Genomic DNA, 23,913 nt, shown 5'->3' with positions numbered 1-23,913 from the left:
ATGATGAGTTTCGCTCAGTGGGGCAACGCCCTGTACTCCGGCGAGAAGTCCTACGCCGTCGTTCCCAACCGCAAGAAGTTCGTGGGCCTGGCGGCTGCCGTCCTCGTCATCGGCTTCGCGCTCGTTGCGATCATGGGCCTGAACCGTTCGATCGAGTTCACGGGTGGCTCCCAGTTCGACGTGACTCGTGTCAGCGACCAGAGCGAGTCCTTCGCCTCGCGCGTCGTTGCCGACACCGGCCTCGTTGAGGGCGCTCCGAAGGTCACGCGAGTCGGCTCCGACTCCGTGCGTATCCAGACCTCGTCGCTGGATTCTGCCACCACCGCCCAGATGCGCGACGCCCTGGCGGCCGCGTACGGCGTTGACACGACCTCGGTTCAGTCCTCCTCGATTGGCCCCTCGTGGGGCTCGTCGGTGACCACCAAGGCCGCGCAGTCCCTCGTCATCTTCATGGCCCTCGTGGCCCTGCTGATGACCGTGTACTTCCGCTCGTGGCGCATGGCCGCTTCGGCCCTGCTGGCCCTCGTCCACGACATCGCCGTGACGGTCGGTGTCTTCGCGATCCTGCAGGTCGAGGTCTCGCCCGCCACCGTCATCGGCTTCCTGACGATTCTGGGCTACTCGCTCTACGACACCGTGGTTGTCTTCGACAAGGTGCGTGAGCTCACGACGGACGTGTACGACCAGAAGCACTTCACCTTCGCCGAATACGTCAACCTCGCCGTCAACCAGACGATGGTCCGCTCCATTAACACCTCGGTTGTGGCCCTTCTCCCTGTCGGTGCGATTCTTATCATCGGCTCCGTGGCCCTGGGCCCGGGTACCCTGGTGGATATCTCGCTGGCGCTGTTCATCGGCATGATCGCGGGTACCTACTCGTCGATCTTCATCGCCTCGCCGCTCCTGGTGTCCTTCCAGGAGATGTCGAACAAGACCCGCGAGCACGACGCGGCGGTCGCGCACGAGCGCGAGCACCGCCACACCACCGATGAGTCTTCGCCCGCGAAGGCCGTGAAGGTGGCTCCGATAAAGCCCGGCAAGCGTCTGGGCAACGAGAATCAGCCTCAGAGGAAGAAGACTCATCGATGATCGGTGAACTCGGTGATCGCGTCGCCATACTGGTGCGCGACAACCTGGTGGAGATCCCGGACTTTCCCGAGCCGGGCGTCCTGTTCCGTGATATCACGGGCCTGTTTGCCAACGGTCCGGCGTTCAAGGAACTCGTGGAGTTGATCGGCGCGCGCTACGCGGGCCGCATCGACGCCGTGGCCGGCCTGGAATCGCGCGGCTTCATTCTCGGCGCCCCCGTGGCCGCCGAGCTTGGGCTGGGCATGCTGACGATCCGCAAGGCGGGCAAACTGCCCGGCGAGGTCATCGGCGTCGACTACTCGCTCGAGTACGGCAGCGCCCGCATGGAGATTCGCCCCCAGTCGGTCCGTGAGGGCCAGCGCGTCCTCATCATCGACGACGTCCTGGCCACGGGCGGCACGGCGCGCGCCGCCGTGGACCTGCTCAACCAGTGCGGCGCTTCGGTCGAGGCCCTGGCCGTGCTGATGGAGCTGGACGCCCTCAACGGGCGGGCCAAGCTCGACGACGTCACGGTGGAGACCGCCCTGCACGTCTGAGTGACCAGTTGTGAGAGACGAGCGGGTCCGGGGATCGACTTGATCCCCGGACCCGCTCGTTCGTCGCTATTATTGGTTCATGAGCAGCGATGACACGACGTCAGGGGCCGCACTGCCTGCGGCCGTGTCCCGAGTGCGCTCCGGCCTCGTGTGGTTCGGTTCTCGCGGACGCGCCACAATTCCCGAGATTGAGCCGCTTGTGCGGGCTTTGCGCGCCAATCATCCCAAGGCCGACATCAGTGTCGTTGAGCGCGCCTACCGCAAGGCCGAAGAATGTCACCGGGGGCAAATGCGCAAGTCCGGTGAACCGTATATCACCCACCCGGTAGCGGTCGCGACCATTCTCGCTGAGATGGGTATGACGACGCCGACGCTGGTCGCCGCGCTGCTTCACGACACGGTCGAGGATACCGACTACACCCTGGAAGAACTCGCCGCGGACTTCGGAGAACCGATCGCGAACCTGGTCGACGGCGTGACCAAGCTCGACAAGGTGCGCTACGGTGCCGCCGCTCAATCCGAGACCCTGCGTAAGATGCTCGTCGCGATGAGCCGTGACATCCGCGTGCTGCTCATCAAACTGGGCGACCGTATCCATAACGCCCGCACGTGGCGTTTCGTGCCCGCTCAGTCGGCCGCGAAGAAGGCCCAGGAGACCCTGGAGATCTACGCGCCGCTGGCCCACCGCCTCGGCATGAACATGGTCAAGTGGGAACTCGAGGAGCTGTCGTTTAAGACCCTGTACCCGGAGATTTACGAGGAGATCGACCGCCTTGTCGCCGAGCGCGCCCCGCAGCGTGAGGAGTACCTGCGTGACGTCATCGACCAGATCGAGGAGGATCTGCGTCGCTCGGGCACCAAGGGCACGGTGAGTGGCCGACCGAAGAGCCACTACTCGATCTACCAGAAGATGATCGTGCGCGGCAAGGCATTCGACGAGGTCTTCGACCTGGTGGCCGTGCGTGTCCTCGTGGAGTCGATCAAGGACTGCTACGGCGTCCTGGGCGCGCTGCACGGGCGGTGGAACCCGATTCCGGGCCGCTTCAAGGACTACATCGCGATGCCCAAGTTCAACCTCTACCAATCGCTGCACACGACGGTCATCGGTCCGGGTGGCAAGCCGGTGGAGATCCAGATCCGCACCTTTGACATGCACGAGCGCGCCGAGCACGGCGTCGCCGCTCACTGGAAGTACAAGCAGAACCCGAATGCGACGAGCGGTGACTCGGACCGCATGAGCTCGGAGGAACAGGCCAACTGGCTGCGCGCCCTGGTTGAGATGGAGCGCGAGACCGGGGACCCGGAGGAGTTCCTGGATTCGCTGCGCTACGAAATCGCCGGCGACGAGGTGTACGTTTTTACGCCCAAGGGCGAGGTCATTGTCCTGCCCGCGCGTGCAACCCCCGTCGACTTTGCTTACGCGGTGCACACCGAGGTCGGCCACCGCACGGTCGGCGCGAAGGTCAACGGGCGCCTCGTGTCCCTCGACACGCGCCTGGAGTCCGGCGAGACGGTCGAGGTCGTGACCTCGAAGTCCGACAAGGCCGGCCCGTCGCGCGACTGGCTGGCGTTCGTGGCATCTCCGCGTGCCCGCTCGAAGATCAAGGCCTGGTTCTCGAAGGAACGCCGCGAGGAGGCCATCGAGTCCGGTAAGGAGGCGCTGGCGCGCGCGTTGCGCAAGCAGAACCTGCCGCTCCAGCGCCTCATGAACCACGAGTCGATCATGTCGGTCGCGACGTCGTTTGGATATCCCGATGTGTCGGGCCTGTACGCGGCGGTGGGCGAGGGGCACGTCTCGGCCCAGAGCGTCGTCAACCGGCTCATGGACAACCTGGGTGGGGGAGACGGCACCGAGGAGACGCTGTCCGAGGGCGTGACCCCGGGATACGCGAAGCCTCGTTCGGAGGTATCGGGCGACGCAGCCATCACGGTGGCGGGCCTGAGTCCGAACGAGATCTGGGTCAAGCTCGCGAAGTGCTGCACACCCGTTCCAGGCGATGAGATCGTCGGTTTCATTACCCGAGGCCAGGGGGTGTCCGTGCATCGTAAGACCTGCGCGAACGCGGAGCGCCTGGCTCAGCTTCAGCCCGAGCGTTTCGTCGACGTGTCGTGGAACTCTGAGGGTATGACGGCCCCGTTCCGTGTCCAGATCGAGGTGCGTGCGCTCGACCGCGGCGGGCTGCTGTCGGACCTGACAAGGGTGCTGTCGGATTACCGCGTCAATATCTTGGCCGCGGCCCTCAAGACGGACGGGGACCAGGTGGCATCCGGCAATTTCTCCTTCGAGCTGGCCGATCTGGGCCACCTCAATGCGGTGCTCTCGGCGTTGCGCCGGGTGGACGGGGTCTTCGAGGCGGTGCGTATCGGCTCGGATTCATAGACGAGGCCGTGGTGCCGACGCGCTCGGGCAGGAAGTTAGGTGTTACATCCGTCCCCTTTTGCGGCGTTTTTCGCTCATTTTGCCGTTAGATGTGACACACTAGCCCTGTGTGTCACATCGGCACGCGACCGCGCCGGGCGTCAGCCCTCGTCCTAGAAGGAATATCGTGACCGAGACGTCGATTCCGACCAACGAAACCACCCCCGAAGCCGTCACGGCTGCTCCCGAGGAGGCCACGGCCTCGACGATTCCCGCGTCGGAGGTGCCCGAACACCCCTTCGCCCGCATCGGTGAGGATGGGACTGTCTATGTCAAGGATGGAGACGAGGAGCGCGTTATCGGCGGCTTCCCCGAGGGGATTCCCGCGTCGCCGTACGCCCTCTACGAGCGTCGCTTCGCCGACCTTGAGGCCACCATCAAGCTGTTCGAGGACCGCCTGGCCTCGCTGAGCCCGCGCGACATCGATCAGACGCTGGCCACGCTGCGCGAGCAGGTCGCCTCCCCGAACGTCGTCGGCGACATCCCGGCCTTGCGCGCGCGCGTCGAGGCCGCCGCGAAGGCCGCCGAGGAGCGCAAGGAGATCGCTCGCGAGGAACGCAAGGCCGCCAAGGCGCAGGCCCTGGCCGACCGCACGGCCGTCGTTGAGCGCGCCGAGGAGATCGTCGCCCAGGATCCCGCCAAGACCCACTGGAAGCAGTCGGGCCAGACCCTGCGCGACCTGCTGGAAGAGTGGAAGACCCTCCAGCGTCGCGGCCCGCGCCTGGAAAAGGCTGTCGAGGACGAGCTGTGGAAGCGCTTCTCTTCCGCGCGCACCCAGTTCGACCGTCACCGCCGCCAGTTCTTCTCGCAGCTCGACCAGGCCCAGTCCGAGGCCAAGCGCGTCAAGGAAGCCCTCATCGCTGAGGCCGAGGCCCTGTCCTCCTCCGTGGACTGGTCGCGCACCTCGAGCGCCTACCGCGAGCTGATGAACCGCTGGAAGGCCGCCCCGCGCGCCTCGCGCAAGGAAGACGACGCCCTGTGGGCGCGCTTCCGCGCTGCACAGCAGGTGTTCTTCGACGCCCGCCGTGCCAAGGACGAGGCCACGGACGCCGAGTACCGCGAGAACCTGGTCGCCAAGGAGACCATCCTGGTCGACGCCGAGGCGATTTTGCCCGTGACCGACATCGAGCGCGCCAAGGCTCAGCTGCGCCTGATTCAGGACCGCTGGGAAGAGGTCGGCCGCGTGCCTTCCTCCGACCTGCACCGCATCGAGGGCCGTCTGCGCGCCGTCGAGGCGGCCGTGCGTGAGGCCGAAGAGAAGGAATGGCGCCGCACCAACCCCGAGACGCGCGCCCGCGCGGCCGGCATGGTGGGCCAGCTTGAGGAGCAGATCGCTCAGCTCGAGCGTTCCCTCGCCGATGCTGAGGCCAAGGGAGACAACAAGGCTGCCTCCGCCGTTCGTGAAACCCTCGAGACCAAGCGCGCCTGGCTCGCGCAGATCTCCTCGTCCATGGAGTGACATGCGTCTTCACGTTATTCCGTCGCCTTTCTACGCGGCGAATGGGCTTGTGCTCGTCCCTTCCGGGGCGGGCACAGCCCTTGTTGTCGACCCTTCTGCCGGCATCCAGCACTTGATCCGCGAGGTCCTTGAGGCCGAGGGCGTGAGCGTTGGAGCCGTGCTGCTCACTCACGGTCACCCCGACCACGTGTGGGACGCCGCCGAGGTGTCCACGTGGGGGGCCGATGGTGCCACCGTCCCGGTGTACCTGCCCGGACCGGACATGTACCGCATGGATGACCCGGCCTCGTTCCTGCCGATGCCGCCGCCCGACTTCGTCGGCGAGTGGGTCAAGCCCGCCGACCTGCGCGAGATGCCCGCGGATTCAGTCGAGCTGACTCCGGGCGTGTGGCTGCGCATGGTGCCCGCCCCCGGTCACACGGAGGGGTCTGCGGTGTTCCTGGGGCACAGCCCCCTCGATATTCGCGTCAACAACCAGTCCTTCTACGCCAGCGAGGAGCAGGTGCCGTGGGCACTGAGTGCCGACGTGCTCTTTAAGGACAGCGTGGGGCGCACGGACATGCCCGGTGGTAACGAAACGCAAATGCGTCACTCGCTGCGTACTATTTCCAACGCGTTGGACCCGCGTACCATCCTCATCCCCGGCCACGGTCCGGCAACCACGATGGCGGATGAGATACGCTCCAACCAATACTTGATCCGCGCTCGCCGCATTGGCTAGCGTCGGCACCGTTTGTTTTCAAAGGATTACGTTATGGCTCGCACGTCTTTGTCAGGTTTCCCCGAATGGCTCCCCGAGGGCCGCATCATCGAGATGCATGTCCTCGACGAGTTGCGCCGTGTCTTTGAGCTGCACGGATTCGCGGGCATCGAGACGCGCGCGGTCGAGACGCTGGCTCAGCTCGAGGCCAAGGGCGAGACCTCGAAGGAGATCTACGTTCTGGATCGCCTCCAGGCCCTCAAGGCCGCCGCTTCCGGGGCGCGTGCGCCTAAGGACAAGGGCATGGGCCTGCACTTTGACCTGACGGTGCCCTTCGCCCGCTACGTCGTGGAGAACGCGAACGAGCTGGATTTCCCTTTCAAGCGCTACCAGATCCAGAAGGTGTGGCGCGGCGAGCGTCCCCAGGAGGGCCGTTTCCGCGAGTTCACGCAGGCCGATATCGACGTTGTCGGTAACGGCGAGCTGCCCTTCCACTTCGAGGTGGATCTGCCCCTCGTCATGGCCGAGGCTCTCAACAACCTGCCGATCCCGCCGGTGCGCGTGCTCGTGAACAACCGCAAGGTCGTCCAGGGCGTGTGCGAGTCGCTGGGTGTTACCGACGTCGAGGCGGCCCTGCGCGGGCTGGACAAGATCGACAAGATCGGCCCCGAGGGCGTTGCCAAGGAACTCGCCGAGTCCGGCATCGACGCCGAGCAGGCCTCGGTGCTGCTCGAGATGGCCCAGATCCGCACCGCGGATTCGGGCGAGGTGCGCGAGCGTCTCGCCTCCCTGGGCGTGGGCGGCGAGCTGCTCGAGCAGGGCCTGAGCGAGCTGACTGCGTTGCTCGACACCGCGAACAAGCGTATGCCGGGCGCCGTCGTCGCGGACCTGAAGATCGCTCGCGGCCTGGATTACTACACGGGCAGCGTCTACGAGTCTGAGATTGAGGGCCACGAGGACCTCGGCTCGATCTGTTCGGGCGGACGCTACGACTCGCTGGCGAAGGACGGCAAGCGCACCTATCCGGGCGTGGGCCTGTCCATCGGTGTCTCACGTCTGGTTTCCCGCATGATTTCGGCGCCGCTGGCGCGCGCCTCGCGCAAGGTGCCCACCGCCGTCGTCGTGGCGGTGACGAACGAGGAGCGTCGCGAGCGCTCCGAGGAGATCGCGGCCGCCCTGCGCGCCCGAGGCATCTCGACGGATGTCGCCCCCAGCGCCGCCAAGTTCGGCAAGCAGATCAAGTTCGCCGACAAGCGCGGCATCCCCTTCGTCTGGTTCCCGGGCGAGGACGGCGCGAGCGATACTGTCAAGGACATTCGCACCGGCGAGCAGGTGGACGCCGACGCCGCCACGTGGATGCTTCCAGACGCGGACGCGGCCCCCTCGGTTGAGAGGGTGATGCCCTGAGTGTCGGTCACCGCGGTTGAGGCGTCCCGCGCTCTGGCGGGCGCGCTCGAGCAGGCGTGCGAGGCGATGCCTCCGGGCAGCCGCGCGCAGGCGCAGCGCGCGCTTCGCCGCCTCCAGGACGTGGTACTGCCGCGCCTGGAGGACGCTGATGCACCGCTGCTCGTCGTGGTTGGTGGGTCGACCGGGTCGGGTAAGTCGACGCTGGTCAACTCTCTTCTTGACCGTAACGTGAGCCGTGCGGGTGCCGTGCGCCCGACGACGCGCCGTCCGGTCCTGGTGTGCGCGCCTCGTGCCCGCTCGTGGTTCCTATCGGATCGTGTGCTGCCGCGCCTGGCCAAGCATGAGGGCGGGGAGGGCACAAGTCTGGACGCCGTGACGGTTGCGGTCGACGACGTGATGTGGCCGAGCGTGGGTATTCTGGACGCCCCCGACATCGACTCGGTCGAGGAAGGCAACCGCCGCCTGGCGTCGGAGCTGCTTGACGGCGCGGACCTGTGGGTCTTTGTCACGAGCGCCGCGCGCTACGCCGACGCCGTTGCGTGGACTCACCTGGAGGAGGCGGCCGGGCGGGGTTTGCGCGTTGCCATTGTGCTGAATCGAGTGCCCGTCGGCGCGCAGGACGAGGTGCGCGCGGACTTGGCTGCTCTCGCCCGTCGACGAGGCCTGGGTGACGTTCCGATCATCACGATCGCCGAGCAGGAGCTGACGGATGGCCGCCTGCCCATCACGGCGATCTCTCCTCTCGGCTCTTTCCTGGAGAGCATCGGTCACGATGCGTCGGAGCGCGCGGCCATTGTGAGGCGCTCCCTCACGGGTGCAATTTCCTCGTCTCTTGCGGAGGCGACGCGTGCACTGGACGGTGCCCGCGAGAGCTACCGGCGCCTGGAAGCGGCGCGTGAGGGCATTGAGTCGCTCGTGGCCACGGGCGCGCGCGAGGTTGCCTCAGCCTCGAGCAACGACGTGCTGCGCGGAGAAGTGAGCGCTCGCATTGCCGAGGTCCTGGGGTCGTGGGACATGACCCGGACCTTTGCGCGCGTCGTTGGTGGCCTGCGTGAGCGTATCTGGGGTGCCGTGCGCGGCACCGCGGCGCCGGAGGTGCAGGTGCGCCGCGACCTGACCGGCGGCCTCGCCCAACGCCTGGCGGATACGTACCACCGTGCGTGGGACCAGTCCCTGCGGCTGGCCCAGTCCGTGGGCGAAGCGCACGACCTGGAGGCGATGATCGACGCGGACCAGGCTCTGGAGCGCGCCCGCCTGACAGCCCAGGAGTGGACGGCGGAGATCACCGAGATCGTGCGCGGGCAGGCGGAGTCCTCGCGGGTGACGGGCCGCCTACTGGCTGGCGGAATCAACATTGTGACCGTCTCGCTCATGGTCAGCGCCTTCGCGATGACAGGTGGCGTGACGGGCGTGGAGGTCGGCGTCGCCGGCGCGTCCGCAGCCCTGTCGCAGACGATTCTCGAATCCTATTTCGGCGAGCGCACTGTGCGTTCACTGACGAAGCAGGCACGTCAGGCCCTTGAACGCCTCGCGGCGTCCTCGCTGACCGAGGTGGTCGCGCCGATTTCTGGGCGCCTGGAGCGCCTCGATGAACGCTCTCGCCTTGAGGCGCTCGAGGCGGCGCTCGGCCAGGCCAGGGAGGTGCTGGCATGAGGCGCGCCTCGACACCGATCGCCTCAGCGGCCGCAGATCTGGACCAGATCGCCACTGCCGCCGCCTCCGACATCGCTCCCCAGACTTTGGAGCGCATCCGGGAGCTCATCGACGTGACCTCGGATCGCTCCGAGATCGATCCGACGTGGTGCGTGATCGGCATGCTCGGCGGCACCGGCGCGGGCAAGTCGTCGCTGGTCAATGCCTTGGCCGGGGGTGAGGTCGTGCGCGCGGGAGTCCTGCGGCCCACGACCAACGAGCCATGCGCGGTTTTGCCCCGCGGCCGTGCGCCCAAGGAACTGCTCGGCTGGCTGGGCGTCAGCCGTCGCGTGGACGCGCCGGGGGACCTGGCTGGTGAGACGGCCATCATCGACTTTCCCGACATCGATTCGGTTGAGGTCTCGCACGGCGAGGTCGCCGGGCGCCTGGCTTCGCGCGTGGACGCCCTGGTCGTCGTGGTCAATCCGCAGAAGTATGCGGATGCGCGCCTGCACGACGAATGGCTCGCGCGCCTGCGCTCCTCGCACGCGTCCGTGACGGTCGTGCTCACCCACATCGACACACTCGGGCAGGATGAGCGCGCGTCCATCGAGGCTGACCTGCGCCGTCTCCTCGATGCGCGCGGCCTGGCCGGGGCGTCGATCGTGGCGGTCTCGCCGGTCACGGGCGAGGGGATTGACATTCTCGCCGCTCACCTGGCCCGGGAGAGTGCGCGGGTGTCGGGTCAGGCGATCCGGGCCCGCGCCGCGCTGGCCGAGGCCGCACGGCTCGTGCGCGACGCCGTCGGCGTGTCTGGCACGATCCGCGGCGTGGAGACTGAGGGGATGGCGTCCGACCTGGCGGTTGAGGCCGCCGACCTGGCCGGGGCGCCCGTTATCGCCGAGGCCGTGGCCGCCTCTACGCTGCGAGCCGGAAGGCGTGTGGGCGGCTGGCTCCCGCTGCGTTGGCTTGCGCGCGTTGGGGTCGATCCGCTGCGACGGTTGCACCTGGGCGAGGAGAGCAGTCAGGAGAGCGCGACGACCCCGACGTTGCCCACGCGCTGTGCTTCCGACGACGCCGCTTTTGCCAATGCTGTGCGCCGTGAGGTCGCAGCGCGCTCTGCGGGGCGTCCCGACCGCTGGCGCGGCCTCCTCATCGAGCGGGCACTGTCGGGCGCTAACGACGTGCCGGCGGCAGCCCACCGCGAGCTCTCGGCGAATCTGCGCGTGAGCGCAGCCCCGCCCCTGGCCGCGCGTGTTTTCGGTGCCGCTCAGCTGGTTGCCTGGCTGTGTGTTCTCATCGGCGCTGCCTGGATCGTCCTCGTCCACCTGGGTCGAGCGGTCCTCATCGACGCGGTCGTTCCCGCCATCGGTCCGATTCCCGTTCCGACCGCGGTGATTGCTTGTGCTGTGGCGGTGAGCCTCCTGTGTGCCGGGCTCAGTCGGGCCTTCTGCGCGTGGGTGGCCTCGCGTCGTAAGCGCGCCGTCATGGAGGATATCCGCTCAATGTGCCGCGATGAGGTCGAACGCTGCGTTATTGTGCCGCTGCGCGCGGAGGACAACCGGCAGGTGAGCATTGCTTCCTTCGTGGCGCGCTTGCACCTTGATGAAAGGGTGTGAAGCGGCACTCACCAGTATGGTTGAACAGTGAGTTCGCCGACCACGCGCGCCTTGTGCACCAACGCCCGCGCTATGCTGGTGGCAGCGATGAGGCGCAGCCCCTTGTTATGGTGCCCCGCGGGATGCGGGATTTGTTGTTATGGGTGAGGCCGCGCTGAGGAGCCCAGATGGCCCGCCCCGATGGTTTTGCTACCCCAACACATGCAACAGCAAGGAATAACTATGCCCTCTGAGGACTACATGGACCTCGACGAGCGCGATGAGCGCGACGACATCATGGACGAGGACAACGATCTGGTCGACGACGTCAACGATAATGACACGGGCGATAATGACACGGGCGATACCGAGGACGCAGAAGACACCGTGACCTTCGCCAGCCTCGGACTGCCCGAGGAGATCCTCGCGGCCGTTACCGACATGGGCTTCCGCGTGCCCACCCCGATCCAGGCCGCTGCGATCCCTCCGCTGCTGGAGCTGCGCGACGTCGTCGGCATCGCCCAGACGGGCACCGGCAAGACGGCAGCCTTCGGCCTGCCGCTGCTGGCCATCGTCGACGCCGATGAGCGTGACGTCCAGGCTCTGGTCCTGGCCCCCACCCGTGAGCTCGCCATGCAGAGCGCCCAGGCGATCGAGGATTTCGCGGCCCGCACCGCTCGCCTTGACGTCGTCCCCGTCTATGGCGGTTCGCCGTACGGCCCGCAGATTGGCGCCCTCAAGCGCGGCGCCCAGGTCGTCGTCGGCACCCCGGGCCGCGTCATCGACCTCATCGAGAAGGGTGCGCTGGACCTGTCGAACGTGCGCATGCTGGTCCTCGACGAGGCCGACGAAATGCTGCGCATGGGCTTTGCTGAGGACGTCGAGACGATCGCGTCGAGCGCCCCGGATGATCGCCTGACGGCCCTGTTCAGCGCGACGATGCCTGCCGCCATCGAAAAGGTCGCCCGCGAGCACCTGAAGGATCCCGTCAAGGTCGCCGTCTCCACGGAGTCTTCGACGGTCGACACGATTCACCAGACCTACGCGGTCGTGCCCTACAAGCACAAGATCGGTGCCCTGTCCCGCGTCCTGGCTACCCGCGCCCAGCACATCGCGGCCGGCCAGGAGGAGGCCGACGCGGCCATCGTGTTCGTGCGTACCCGCGCCGACGTCGAAGAGGTGTCCCTCGAGCTGTCCGGCCGCGGCTTCCGTGCCGCTGGCATTTCCGGCGACGTCGCCCAGACCGAGCGTGAGCGCATGGTTGAGCGCCTGAAGAACGGCTCGCTCGACGTGCTGGTCGCCACCGACGTGGCCGCGCGCGGCCTGGACGTGGAGCGCATTTCGCTGGTCGTTAATTTCGACGTTCCCCGCGAGCCCGAGGCCTACGTGCACCGTATCGGCCGCACCGGCCGCGCCGGGCGCGAGGGTCGCGCGCTGACCTTCTTCACCCCGCGCGAGCACGGCCGCCTGCGCCGCATCGAGAAGCTGACGGGCACCGAGATGGAAGAGGTCGAGATTCCCTCGCCCGCCGCCGTCTCCGAATTCCGTGCCCGCCGACTCCTCGAGGGCCTGTCCGCCCGCATCGAGCGCGGCCGCCTCGACATGTACAAGGGCCTGCTGGCCGACATGGGTGAGGACGTGAGCGTCGAGGACATCGCCGCGGCCCTGATGGCCACGGCCGTGGGCGACGAGGGCCCTGCGCCCCGCCACGAGAAGGATCGCCGCGGAAACGGCAAGATCCGCCGTGAGGAGCAGCTGGACGAGTCCGGCGAGTTCGTGGGCGCCACCTTCGAGGCGGGCCGCGACAAGGACCGCCCGATCAAGGGCGGGGCGAACGGCGCGCGCCGCCGCGGTGGCGGTCGTCCGGCCCCCGGCTCCGGTACGCGCTACCGCGTCGAGGTTGGCAAGAAGGACCGCGTCAAGCCCGGTTCTATCGTCGGCGCTATCGCTGGCGAGGGCGGTATCGACGGCCGCGACATCGGCCACATCGAGATCTACCCGACGTTCTCCCTGGTGGACATCACCGCCGACCTGTCCGGCGAGCAGCTGTCCCGCATCTCCAAGGGATACGTCTCGGGCCGCCAGCTGCGCATCCGCGTGGACGAGGGTCCGGGCGCGCGCGGTGATCGCGATGGTTTCGAGCGCCGTGAGCGCCGCGACTTCGACCGCGATTCACGAGGCCGTGGCGGCTTCGGCGGGGACCGTGACGGACGCGACGGACGCTACGGTGAGCGCGACGAGAAGCGCCCGCACCGCTTCGAGAAGGGCGACGGATCGCGTCCGCGCCGCAGCGTGCGCACCGAGCGCTGGGAGAAGGACATCAAGCGCGCTCGTCGCGAGCGTGAGGGTGGCCGCGATGGCGGCTGGGAGCGCGACGGAGGCCGTGAGGGCGGACGCCGCCAGTTCGGCAAGCGTCGCTACGACGACTGAGTGCTCGCGCCGTCCGCCGTGGTTGCCTCCTGAGCGGGACGCAGTCGCCGCACGGCGACCACGGTGACGATGGCGAGCGCGCAAGCAATCACCCAATAGGGAGCGTAGGCCGCCCCGCCCGCCTGGGCGGTGGCCGCCCACGCGCTCATGGCCACCGACACGAGGGCGAGTTCGAGGGCCGGGCCCGCTGAGTCGGCGACCTGCAGCCACGAGGCCACGCGTCCGTGCTTGGCCTCGGGCGTGACCTCGAGGGCCATGACGGACAGGGGAGCGTGGACGAGGCCCATGCCGAGGCCGACCAGCAGCCAGCCGATGAAGGCCACCCACACGGGAATAGCAGGAACCAGAAGCGCGCCGACCGGGATCGCGCCGATTGCCATGAGTGCGCCCCCAGCGACGGGAAGGCGGCGCCGCCAGATCGGATCGTGCACGCGCGCCTGGGCAACTGCTCCCACCGACCACGTGAGCGACCCCAGCGTGACCCACCAAGCGGAGGAGGCCTCGGACCAGGAATGTACCCGCTGAAGGACCAGGGGAATCATGACGGCCAGACCGACCTGTGATGCCATGGCGCACAAGCGCGAGAGGATTGCGGACGGCATTCCCGCGCGCGATCGGAACGTGCCGCGCGGCAGCAGGCGGGGCAGAGCCCACGCTGTGAGTGCCGCGCCAAGGGCGAAGATACCGAGCTGAGACAGCGGCGAGGCCAGCGCGCCCGCGAGCTGCAGGAGCACGACGCCCAGGCCCGCCAGGAGTGCGTCGCGTGCCAGCGAGGCCAGACGCACGGCCTTTCTGGCCTCACTCGCGGGTACCGTGCGCAGCACGTAGACCACCGGCACGGCGGCGATCACGACGAAGAGAGGCACGACGCCGAACACGTAGTGCCACCCCCACACCTCAGTGACGTGGCCGGCAATCGCAGGACCCACGAGCGAGGGCAGCACCCACGCGAGCGAGAAGGCTGCGAAAAAGACGGGTCGATGGCCAGGAGACGCCACGGCGCCGATAAGGACGTAGAGAGGGACGACGAGAAGGCCACCGCCCAGGCCCTGCAACGCGCGGCCAACGACGAAGATAATGATCGTCGGCGCCACGGCTGAAATGACGAGGCCCACCGCGAACAACACCATGCCGCCGAACAGAACGAGGCGCGGACCCTTCCAGTCGGCCAACGCACCAGCGACCACCGTGGCGCTCAGCTGCGTCGCCAACGCCGCGCCCGAGGCGACCGGATACCAGGCGGCCGCATCGAACGATGCGACGACAGCAGGCATGATCGTCGTGGCTGCCAGCTCCTCAAAAGCGACGAGCGTGATGAGGAGGACGGAACTGATCGCCAACCCGATTTCGGCAGGAGTCCACGAGGCGCGTGCGTGCGAGGAAGAAGTAGCGTCAGCGGGCATGTTGACTATCCTACTCGCGGCGAGCGTGCTCCCAGACCGAGCGCGCGTACAATAACACTGCCGCCGCCTGTCTCGCGGATGGTAACAACGAAAGGAATAACAGTGCTTCGCACTCACAACATTGGAACCCTCGGCACCGACCTGGTTGGCCAGACTGTGACGCTCACCGGTTGGGTGGACCGTCGCCGTGACCACGGCGGTGTCGCCTTCATTGACCTGCGTGACGCCTCCGGCATCGCCCAGGTGGTCGTGCGCGACGAGCGCGTGGCCCACGAGCTGCGCTCCGAGTTCGTTCTGAAGGTTACCGGCGAGGTCTGCGCTCGCCCCGAAGGCAACGAAAACCCGCACCTGGCCACCGGCGCCATCGAGGTCATGGGTGACGACATCGAAATCCTGAACACCAGCGCGCCCCTGCCGTTCCAGGTGTCCTCCAATGCTGAAGATTCCGGCAACGTGGGTGAGGAAACCCGCCTGAAGTACCGTTACCTGGACCTGCGCCGCGAGCCCGAGCAGTACGCGATCCGCCTGCGTTCCAAGGTCTCCCGCGCTGCCCGCGAGGCGCTCTACGCCCGCGACTTCGTCGAGATCGAGACCCCGACGCTGACCCGTTCGACCCCCGAGGGCGCGCGCGACTTCATCGTCCCCGCACGCCTCTCGCCCGGTTCCTGGTACGCCCTGCCCCAGTCGCCCCAGCTCTTCAAGCAGCTGCTCATGGTCGCCGGCATGGAGCGCTACTTCCAGATCGCGCGCTGCTACCGCGACGAGGACTTCCGCGCCGACCGCCAGCCCGAGTTCACCCAGCTCGACATCGAGATGAGCTTCGTGGACCAGGACGACGTCATTGAGGTCGCCGAGGACGTCCTGAAGAACGTGTGGGCGCTCATTGGCTACGACCTGTCCACCCCGATCCCGCGCATGACCTACAAGGACGCCATGGAGCGCTTCGGCTCGGACAAGCCCGACCTGCGCTTCGGCCTCGAGCTGACCGAGCTCACCGAGTACTTCAAGGACACGACCTTCCGCGTGTTCCAGGCACCCTACGTGGGCGCCGTCGTGATGCCCGGCGGCGGCTCGCAGCCGCGTCGCACCTTCGACAAGTGGCAGGAATGGGCCAAGGCGCGTGGCGCCAAGGGCCTGGCCTACGTCACGATCGCCGAGGACGGCACGCTGGGCGGTCCCGTCGCCAAGAACATCACCGAGGCCGAGCGTGAGGGCCTGGCCGCCGCGACCGGCGCCAACCCCGGCGACTGCATCTTCTTCGCCGCCGGCAAGCCCACCCCCTCGCGCGAGCTGCTGGGCGCCGCCCGCCTGGAGATCGGCAAGCGCTGCGACCTCATCGACCCCGACGCCTGGGCATTCACCTGGGTTGTCGACGCGCCCCTGTTCAAGCCCACCGGCGACGCCGAGGCCGAGGGCGACGTCGCGCTGGGCCACAGCGCGTGGACGGCCGTTCACCACGCCTTCACCTCGCCGAAGCCCGAGTGGGTCGACTCCTTCGACAAGGACCCGGGCAACGCGCTGGCCTACGCCTACGACATCGTCTGCAACGGCAACGAGATCGGCGGCGGCTCCATCCGTATCCATCGCCGTGACGTCCAGAACCGCGTGTTCAACGTGATGGGCATCGGCGAGGAGGAAGCCCAGACGCAGTTCGGCTTCCTGCTGGATGCCTTCAAGTACGGCGCCCCGCCGCACGGTGGTGTCGCTTTCGGTTGGGACCGCATCGTCTCCCTGCTGACGAAGTCCGACTCGATCCGCGACGTCATCGCCTTCCCGAAGTCCGGCGGCGGTTTCGACCCGCTGACCGAGGCCCCGGCCCCGATTACGCCCGCGCAGCGTAAGGAAGCTGGCGTCGACGCGAAGCCGAAGAAGCGCGGCGAGGAAGCCCCCGACGAGGACAAGAAGTGATCTAGGTCGCGCAAGTCGTGTCCACGAAACCCCCATCCGGCCCCCGGCCGGTGGGGGTTTCGTGCACAATAGATGCATGTCGTACGTTGAGATGCATCCGGAAAATCCTCAAGCACGTCTGGTTAACACGGTCGTTGACCTGCTGGAGCGCGGCGGTACGATTGCGCTGCCCACGGACTCCGGCTACGCGATCGCGACCAAGATCGGCAACAAGTCGGGCATGGACACGATTCGCACGGTCCGTAAGCTCGACGACAAGCACAACTTCTCGCTGCTGTGCCACTCCTTCGCCCAGCTCGGCGAGCTGGTCATCGTGGACAACCACGAGTTCCGCACGATGAAGGCGCTCACCCCCGGACCCTACACGTTCATCCTGCGTGGCACCAAGGAGGTCCCGCGCATCATGCTGAACAAGAAGAAGCACACGGTGGGCGTGCGCATCCCGGACCACGTCATCACGCAGGCGATCGTCGAGGCCCTCGGTGAGCCGCTGGCCTGCTCGACACTGATTATGCCGGGCGAGACCGAGCCGCTGACGGACGGCTTCGAGGTGGACGAGCGCATCGGCCACCAGGTCGACCTGGTCGTGGTGGGGCCGGTCGGCGTTGCTGAGCCGACGACGGTCATCAACTTCGCGGGCGGGGATGCCGTCGTGGCGCGCGTGGGCGCGGGCGACATTTCGCTCTTCGACTGATCTGTGGCCTTCGAGGAATCGTCTTTTTCACAGACGGGCTTTTGTCGGCTGACGCCCGGTGCGATGGCGCGTCGGCGCGTCGGTACGAGCGGGCTTCCCCTTGTGGGGGAGCGCCTGCTCATCGACGGCGTTGACGCCGTTCACGTCACGTTCCGGTGTGAGGCGCCGCAGCGCGCGCAGTGCTACCTCCTGCTCAATACGGTGACGGATCGTTCGCGTGAGCATATCGAGGCCTTCCGCATGGATTGGCGCGACGGTGCCCGCGAGCTGGAGTGTGCCCTCCCCGCCGATGTGATCCTCAGCTATCAATTTGCCCTGTGCGGGCCGGGTGGGATTGATCCGCGCGTGCGTGTCGACATGGGGAGCTGGGTTCGCCTCGTCGAGGAAGCGCGTCCCGACGCCTGTAACCCGCTCAGGCTCGTCAACGGGCGCGGGCACGCCGCGTCGATTTTTGTTGGACCTGATGCACAGATGTCCTGGCCGGGCGGTGACGTCGAAGCCCCGTCGATGCGTGCCACGCGCGAAGAAGATATCGGGGCCAGGGTCCGTGCCCGGATCGGAGGCGGGCTCTCCCGATGCGTCGTCGTGCACGACGGGGAGCAGGCGCCCACGCGTACGCTCGTCGTCTTCGATGGCGACGTGTGGCGTGCCAACGGCGTGGGCTGGTTGACGCGGCGCTACCCGGGCTTGCGCGTCGTGACGATCGGCGCGGGTGATGTGGAGGCCAGGCGCCGAGAGCTGACGGACGCCGATGCGGTGAGCGCGCTGCTGGGCGCGGTGTGTGACGTGGCTGGGGTCGGTCCCGTGGCCGTGGCCGGTCAGTCTTTTGGTGGCCTCGCGGTGCTTCAGGCCGCGCTCGGCGGCTCCGTCCCCGTCGAGTGTTTTATCGCACAGTCTCCGTCCCTGTGGTGGGGTGGGGACGTACGAGGCCGGGGCGAGGGCGCGCTGATGGGTGACCTCGGCAGGGGTGCATGTCGGTCGCTGTCCGGCTTGACAATCTGGTGTCAGGTGGGTGCACGCGAGGTGGCGATGGCCCCCGTCGTTGAACGTTGCGCCGCCCTGCTGGGGGAGTGCGGTGCGCTTGTCAGGCTGGAGCGTTATTCGGGTGGGCATGATGTTGCCTGGTGGAGAGAGGGACTACTGGCTGCACTCGACGAGTGGTGTGTGTGAGCCTGTCCGACTGGGGAACTTGTCAGGATATGCAGTCATTACCAGGTTAGGCTTGCCTATGTCCTAATCGTGACCTAGACGAAACGAGGAACACGTGCACACGTCGATACGAGTTCGCGCCATCGTGGCCGTGGCCCTGGCGGCCCTGACCCTGGGAGCTTGCTCCTCCACCTCGCCCACCCCGGCCTCGTCCTCCGATCCGGCTGACGCTGCCCAGACCCGCATCGTCACCGACGCGTCCGGGCAGGAGGTGACCCTCCCGGCCCATCCGACTCGCGTTGTGACGCTGTCTGAGCCGACGACCGATAACGCGCTCGCTCTCGGTGTGACTCCCGTCGGTGTCGTCTCGGGTCGCGGCCAGACCACCGTCCCCAACTACCTGGCCGATCGCGCGGGTGACATCCCGATCCTCGGCTCGATTGGCGCGCCGAACCTGGAGGCGATCGGGGCGGCCCGCCCCGACCTGATCCTCGTCGACGGCACGTCGGTGAAGGACAACGACAGCGAAACCCTGAGCGCTCTGGGCCAGATTGCCCCCGTCTTCTTCACCACGCAAAAGGGCGGCGACTGGCGCGAGACCTTCACCCTGACGGCCGACGCGCTCGGCGTTGCCGACCAGGCTGAGACCAAGCTCGCGGAATTCGACAAGCACGTTGCCTCCGTCAGCGCCCGTCTGAAGGACGCTGGATACCTCGACCAGACCTACTCCGTCGTGCGCTGGCAGGGTGACAGCGCGGGCCTGATCCTCAAGGAGCTGCCCGCCGGCCAGGCGCTGACCGCGCTCGGCATGAAGCGCCCCGCGAACCAGGACCGCGACGGTGAGGGCCATTCCGAGCCGGTCTCGCTGGAAAATATCGACCAGATCGACGCGGACTGGATTTTCTTCGGCACGCTGGGCAAGTCCTCGGTCAACAACCCCTCTGCGGGCGGCGGCACGGGCGTTGAGGCGTCGGCGGCTGCCCTCGAGGAAGCCAAGTCGACCGTCGGCTTTGATTCGCTTCGTGCCGTTCAGGCCGACCACGTCATCCCCGTCGACGGCTCCCTGTGGACCTCCACCGGCGGCTACCTCCTGATGGACGGCATCGTTTCCTCCATCGAAGCCCAGTTTGTCCCGGCGTCCTGACGCTGGAGATGAGCGCGCCCGATCAGGCGCGGGCCTGACATGAGAGCCCGCAGCGTGACCAGCGCCGCCACCGCTTGCGCCGTGGCGGCGCTGGTCCTTGCCCTCATCATCGTTGCTTCGCTGGCGCTGGGGTCGCGGCACATTGAACCTGCCCTCGTGTGGGACGCGCTTCGCTACGGCGGCCAGACCCAGGACGCGCGGGTGGTGCTCTCGCTGCGCGTACCCCGCACGCTTGCCGCGCTCGTGATCGGTGCTGCCCTCGGGCTCGCTGGATCGATCATGCAGGCCGTGACTCGCAACCCGCTGGCTGATCCCGGCGTGCTCGGCGTCAACGCCGGGGCGGCATTCCTCGTCGTCGTGGCAACCGCAGTGGCGGGTGTATCGACGCGCGCGGTGACGATGGGTGCAGCGCTCGTCGGAGCGGGCGTGGCGGCCGCGCTCGTCTTTATGCTGTCCGGTCGCGGCGGGGCGGGCTCGCGGGCACGCCTGGCATTGGCCGGCATCGCCGTCTCCGCTGCGCTCGCGTCCCTGACGCAGGCTGTCCTGGCCGGTCATCAATTCGCGTTCAATGAGTTTCGTTACTGGGTCTCGGGATCCCTCGAAGGCGTGGACATGGCCTCGCTGATCTGGGCGGGCACCATCATCGCCTGCGGGGCGGTGCTGGGCGCGCTGCTGACCTCCGCGCTCGGCGTTCTGACCCTCGGCGACGATGCGGCGCTCGGACTGGGGGTCCGCGTGCGCCTGATCCGATGTTTGGCAACCTTGGCTGTCACGGCTCTGGCGGGCGGGGCAACCGCGCTGGGTGGGCCCCTGACCTTCGTCGGTCTCGCTGTGCCCCTCCTCGTGCGTCGCGTGGTCGGTGCTCGCCAGGGTGCTATTGCCGTGTGGTCTGCGGTGGTTGGTGCCGCGTGGGTGTGCGCCGCCGATGTTGCCTCGCGGCTGGTGCTGGCCCCGCAGGAGGTTCCCGTCGGCGTCGTCGTCGCCCTGTTTGGCGCCCCCTTCTTTGTCCTGGGTGCGCGCGGGAAGGGAATGTCATGAGGGAATCCTCCAGCCGCTACGCGCTCCTGTCGAACGCGTCATTCTCCGTGCGCCTGCACCGGCGCAGTGCGCTCGTCGTGAGCCTCGGACTTCTGTCTCTTCTCGCGCTTGCCCTGTATTCGCTGACGCTCGGAGACTACGGGCTCAGCGTCGAGCAGTCGCTGCGACGCCTCGTGGGAGACGGCGGCCCCACGGATGACTTCCTGGGCGTGTACTTCGTCCAATCTGTCCGTCTTCCCCGCGTTATCGCGGCGGTGGCGGTGGGATGCTCGCTCGGTGTGGCGGGTGCAATCTTCCAGACCCTGTCGGGCAACCCGCTCGGCAGTCCCGACATCGTCGGGCTGTCGACGGGCTGTGCGACCGGTGCGCTCGTCGCGATCATCGTGCTGGGCGCCAACCCGGCGACCACCTCCGCGGGCGCGCTGATCGGTGGCCTGGCCTCGGGGGCTCTCATCGTGGCGTGTGCGGGCGGCGTGCGTGTCACGGGTGTGCGCGTCGTGCTCGTCGGTATCGGCTGCTCGGCCGCGCTGCGCGCCCTTAATTCCCTGCTCATCGTCAAGGCCCCGCTGGAGGCTGCCCAGCGCGCCCAGCTGTGGAGCGCCGGCTCCTTCGCGGGGGTGACGATGCCTCGCGTCAGCGTGCTCGTCGTTGTCCTCCTCGCTGTCTCGTTACCGCTCGCGGCCTGCACGGCGCCGCTTGGCTTGCTCGCGATGGGAGACGATGTCGCGACTGGCCTGGGCGTTCGCGTGCGCAGGCTTCGAGTGTTGCTCATTGCCACGGCGATGGTCTTGGTGTCGCTTGCGACGGCGGTTGCGGGTCCGGTGGCCTTCGTTGCTCTGTCTGCCCCTCACGTGGCCCGTCGCCTGTGCGGAGGTGGGGGAGTGGGGCTCGCGTCATCGGCAGTCCTGGGAGGCCTCCTCGTGCTCGTGTCTGACGTGGTCGCGCAAAGACTCTTAGCGCCCCACGAGCTGCCGGTTGGCGTGGTCACCGGCGTCGTGGGAGGCGTGTATCTCCTGTTCTTGTTGGTTCGTGAGGTGAGGTGAGGTCATGGGACGTGACAGTGGTGCGAGCGGGCTGTCGGCCCGCGAGATTACGGTCGGCTACGGGAAGGATGCGCCGATCTTGGAGGGGTTGTCCCTCGACGTCTTAGAGGGGGAGTTGACCGTCATTGTCGGCCCAAACGCGTGCGGTAAGTCGACGCTCCTGCGCTGCCTCGCCCGCGTCCTGGGCGCGCGCTCGGGCGTCGTCGAGTTGGATGGGGTCGAGCTGGGCACGATGAATCAGAAGGCTCTGGCGCGTCGGCTTGGCCTCCTTGCTCAGTCGTCGGTCGCTCCTGGCGACATGCTCGTGGAGGACCTGGTGGCGCGTGGCCGCTACCCTCACCATGGCCTCGTGCGCCAGTGGAGCGCGGTCGACGACGAGGCCGTGGCTGGGGCGATGCGCGACGCCGGGGTGAGTGCGTTGGCGGGGCGAAGGGTCGGGGAGCTTTCCGGTGGGCAGCGCCAGCGCGTATGGATTGCGATGGCTCTGGCGCAGTCGACGGATATTTTGCTGCTGGACGAGCCGACGACCTACTTGGACCTCAATCACCAGCTGGAGGTGCTGCGCCTTGCGCAACGGCTGCAACGCCAGGGGCGAACGATCGTCGCGGTGTTGCACGACTTGAACCTTGCGTTCCGCTACGCCACGCACCTGGTGTGTATGAGGCAAGGCAGAATTATCGCCCAGGGGGCGCCGGGCACGGTTGTGACTCCTGAGCTCATCGAGAGTGTGTTCGACGTGCCCTGCGTCGTCATCCCTGATCCTGAGACAGGTGCGCCTCTGGTGGTGCCCCGTCGTTAGCGGGGTGGGGAATGTCTTTCATAGTCTCAAATGCTGACCAAGAGGTTATGTCCGACAACAGTTGTCCGATAATATACCTCACAATTTTAGGTGAAAGGGCTTGCTTTTCCCGGTAAAATGGCCTTTTAATGCAGTGGTCCATGAATTTGCTTGTTGCTCGCAATTGCGTTGCGGACGCGAGGTAATACTATTGTGCGTACAGTCGTTAGTTACCCGAACACTGACATAAAGGATCTGTTCCCAATTGGGCAGATTTGCTAAAATTATCCACAAGAGAAGGAAGCAACACGCATGACGACACGGTCGCATTCGCGCAACAGGGGACTGCATATGTCCCTGCTTGCGCTGACCGCATCAGCGTCGATCGTCGTCGGCATGTTCGCGACCGCGGTACCGGCTTACAGTGATGACACTCCAGAGGTTCCCGCCGCTTCGTGCCTGGTTGAATCGGAGGGTGAGGCCAGCGTCTTCGTTTCCTCGGTTGTGCATGCGGGTGAGTCCCTGTACCTAGAAGGTCGCGGATGGACCGCGGGGACGGACCAATCGCGCGGGTTCGTCGTCGTCACGCTCGATGATGGCGCGGTCGAGCGCGGTGCTGACATGGAGCTGCCCGAATGGGTCCCGACCGGCGTGGCGCGCAACAGGAGTGCGTGGGCCGTTCTCGAGGTCAACTCAGAGGGCGCCTTCTCCGGTGATATCCCCGTCCCCTCTGCCTGGGCCGTGGGCGAGAGCCATCAGGTCGCCATCGGCGATGGTGTGAGCGGAACCTATGTCAGCGTCCAGGTCAGCGTCGTCGACGCCGCCGCGGGTGTACAGGCGTGCTCGCTGTCGGTCAATGAGCCCGATCCGGCCGATCCGGTTGCTCCGGCCGAACCGGCTCCCGACGTCCCGGGCGAACCGGCGTTTCCGAACGCCCCCGTTGCTCCTGCCCCCGAGGAGGTTAATGCGTCAACACAGCAGGATGGTCCTTCCGTGCCCGCTCAGCCCGCGGCCGATTCGGCGAGCAATGCCCCGGCCTCGTCCTCTGCGCCCGGCGCCGCGCCCTCCCCTTCGTCATCCGCCGCCCCGTCGCGCCGCGCGGGATCCTCGGGCAGTGGCTTCGGCTCCAATAGTTCCGACGATCCCACCCCCGAGGCGTCCACCTCTACCTCTCCGCAGGTCGTGTCCGCCTCCGAGATTCGACCGAAGGCTCATCAGGATCAGCAGGCCACCCAGCAGGCCGCCCGCGAAGAGGAGGGGCGTCTGAGCGGGTGGATTCTCGCAGGTGGGGGCCTGCTTGCTCTGCTCGGGGCCATCGTCACGGTCAGTATTGTGCGCAAGCCGCACGGCGGCCTCCAGTAGACTGGCCCATCTTCCTGTCATGCCAATGCGGTCACGATTAACCGCATGGTGCGTGTTCGCGCTTCCCATACAGGCATCACACCTGTTACTCTGGTTATCAGACAATATCTTCTGAGTATTAAGT

At 67.2% G+C, this 23,913-nt stretch carries 18 protein-coding genes; 17 read left to right on the top strand and 1 reads right to left on the bottom strand.

What is annotated here, in order from left to right; all coding sequences use genetic code 11:
* The 9 genes from secF (at position 1) to O3669_RS00840 (ending at position 13,270) form a co-directional block, all read left to right on the top strand.
* A complete protein-coding gene (secF, locus tag O3669_RS00880; RefSeq protein WP_371523263.1) occupies positions 1 to 1,089 on the top strand; it encodes a protein translocase subunit SecF in 1,089 nt (362 codons plus the stop codon).
* Positions 1,086 to 1,625 carry an adenine phosphoribosyltransferase gene (locus O3669_RS00875; protein WP_295917880.1) on the top strand — a complete coding sequence of 180 codons (540 nt, stop codon included), beginning with the start codon at positions 1,086 to 1,088 and terminating at the stop codon, positions 1,623 to 1,625. The genes secF and O3669_RS00875 overlap by 4 nt, the downstream gene beginning before the upstream one ends.
* Before the next feature lie 79 nt (positions 1,626 to 1,704).
* The gene (locus tag O3669_RS00870; RefSeq protein ID WP_371523261.1) at positions 1,705 to 4,005 is read left to right on the top strand and encodes a bifunctional (p)ppGpp synthetase/guanosine-3',5'-bis(diphosphate) 3'-pyrophosphohydrolase; all 2,301 of its coding nucleotides are present in this window, start codon (positions 1,705 to 1,707) and stop codon (positions 4,003 to 4,005) included.
* A gap of 166 nt (positions 4,006 to 4,171) precedes the next feature.
* Positions 4,172 to 5,503 (top strand): DUF349 domain-containing protein, encoded by a 1,332-nt coding sequence (locus O3669_RS00865; RefSeq protein WP_371523258.1) that lies wholly within the window; start codon positions 4,172 to 4,174, stop codon positions 5,501 to 5,503.
* Position 5,504: 1 nt separating this feature from the next.
* Positions 5,505 to 6,224 (top strand): MBL fold metallo-hydrolase, encoded by a 720-nt coding sequence (locus O3669_RS00860; RefSeq protein ID WP_295966459.1) that lies wholly within the window; start codon positions 5,505 to 5,507, stop codon positions 6,222 to 6,224.
* A 33-nt stretch (positions 6,225 to 6,257) separates the two neighbouring features.
* Positions 6,258 to 7,610 (top strand): histidine--tRNA ligase, encoded by a 1,353-nt coding sequence (gene hisS, locus O3669_RS00855; RefSeq protein WP_295917870.1) that lies wholly within the window; start codon positions 6,258 to 6,260, stop codon positions 7,608 to 7,610.
* Positions 7,611 to 9,263, top strand: a complete 1,653-nt coding sequence (locus O3669_RS00850; protein WP_371523257.1) for a GTPase domain-containing protein — start codon at positions 7,611 to 7,613, stop codon at positions 9,261 to 9,263.
* Complete coding sequence (locus tag O3669_RS00845; RefSeq protein ID WP_371523256.1) at positions 9,260 to 10,861, top strand: GTPase; 1,602 nt, start codon at positions 9,260 to 9,262, stop codon at positions 10,859 to 10,861. The genes O3669_RS00850 and O3669_RS00845 overlap by 4 nt, the downstream gene beginning before the upstream one ends.
* Positions 10,862 to 11,083: 222 nt before the next feature.
* Positions 11,084 to 13,270 carry a DEAD/DEAH box helicase gene (locus O3669_RS00840; protein WP_371523255.1) on the top strand — a complete coding sequence of 729 codons (2,187 nt, stop codon included), beginning with the start codon at positions 11,084 to 11,086 and terminating at the stop codon, positions 13,268 to 13,270.
* Here O3669_RS00840 and O3669_RS00835 read toward each other — a convergent pair.
* Positions 13,258 to 14,673: an MFS transporter gene (locus O3669_RS00835; protein WP_371523253.1), complete on the bottom strand. Its 1,416-nt coding sequence runs from the start codon at positions 14,671 to 14,673 to the stop codon at positions 13,258 to 13,260. The genes O3669_RS00840 and O3669_RS00835 overlap by 13 nt on opposite strands.
* Positions 14,674 to 14,775: 102 nt before the next feature.
* Here O3669_RS00835 and aspS point away from each other — a divergent pair, with 102 nt between their 5' ends.
* The 8 genes from aspS (at position 14,776) to O3669_RS00795 (ending at position 23,789) form a co-directional block, all read left to right on the top strand.
* Entirely contained in the window at positions 14,776 to 16,581 is a 1,806-nt protein-coding gene (gene aspS, locus O3669_RS00830; RefSeq protein ID WP_371523252.1) for an aspartate--tRNA ligase, read from the top strand.
* Between the two features lie 76 nt (positions 16,582 to 16,657).
* On the top strand, positions 16,658 to 17,275 hold the full coding sequence (locus O3669_RS00825) for an L-threonylcarbamoyladenylate synthase (RefSeq protein WP_295917851.1): 618 nt from the start codon (positions 16,658 to 16,660) through the stop codon (positions 17,273 to 17,275).
* A gap of 3 nt (positions 17,276 to 17,278) precedes the next feature.
* Entirely contained in the window at positions 17,279 to 18,445 is a 1,167-nt protein-coding gene (locus O3669_RS00820; RefSeq protein WP_371523250.1) for an enterochelin esterase domain-containing protein, read from the top strand.
* Between the two features lie 94 nt (positions 18,446 to 18,539).
* Positions 18,540 to 19,568, top strand: coding sequence for an iron-siderophore ABC transporter substrate-binding protein (locus tag O3669_RS00815; RefSeq protein ID WP_295917845.1), 1,029 nt, complete (start codon positions 18,540 to 18,542; stop codon positions 19,566 to 19,568).
* Positions 19,569 to 19,607: 39 nt separating this feature from the next.
* Positions 19,608 to 20,606: a FecCD family ABC transporter permease gene (locus O3669_RS00810; RefSeq protein ID WP_371523249.1), complete on the top strand. Its 999-nt coding sequence runs from the start codon at positions 19,608 to 19,610 to the stop codon at positions 20,604 to 20,606.
* Complete coding sequence (locus O3669_RS00805) at positions 20,603 to 21,649, top strand: FecCD family ABC transporter permease (protein WP_371523247.1); 1,047 nt, start codon at positions 20,603 to 20,605, stop codon at positions 21,647 to 21,649. Before O3669_RS00810 ends, O3669_RS00805 begins: the two co-directional genes overlap by 4 nt.
* 4 nt (positions 21,650 to 21,653) lie before the next feature.
* Positions 21,654 to 22,448 carry an ABC transporter ATP-binding protein gene (locus O3669_RS00800; protein WP_371523246.1) on the top strand — a complete coding sequence of 265 codons (795 nt, stop codon included), beginning with the start codon at positions 21,654 to 21,656 and terminating at the stop codon, positions 22,446 to 22,448.
* 291 nt (positions 22,449 to 22,739) lie between these two features.
* A complete protein-coding gene (locus tag O3669_RS00795) occupies positions 22,740 to 23,789 on the top strand; it encodes a hypothetical protein (RefSeq protein ID WP_371523244.1) in 1,050 nt (349 codons plus the stop codon).
* The last annotated feature ends 124 nt before the right edge of the window (positions 23,790 to 23,913 follow it).

Source organism: Pauljensenia sp. 20925_1_34 (assembly GCF_041432775.1).
In the GTDB taxonomy this organism is placed as follows: Bacteria; Actinomycetota; Actinomycetes; order Actinomycetales; family Actinomycetaceae; genus Pauljensenia.
This window is presented reverse-complemented; position numbering and strand designations above follow the sequence as displayed.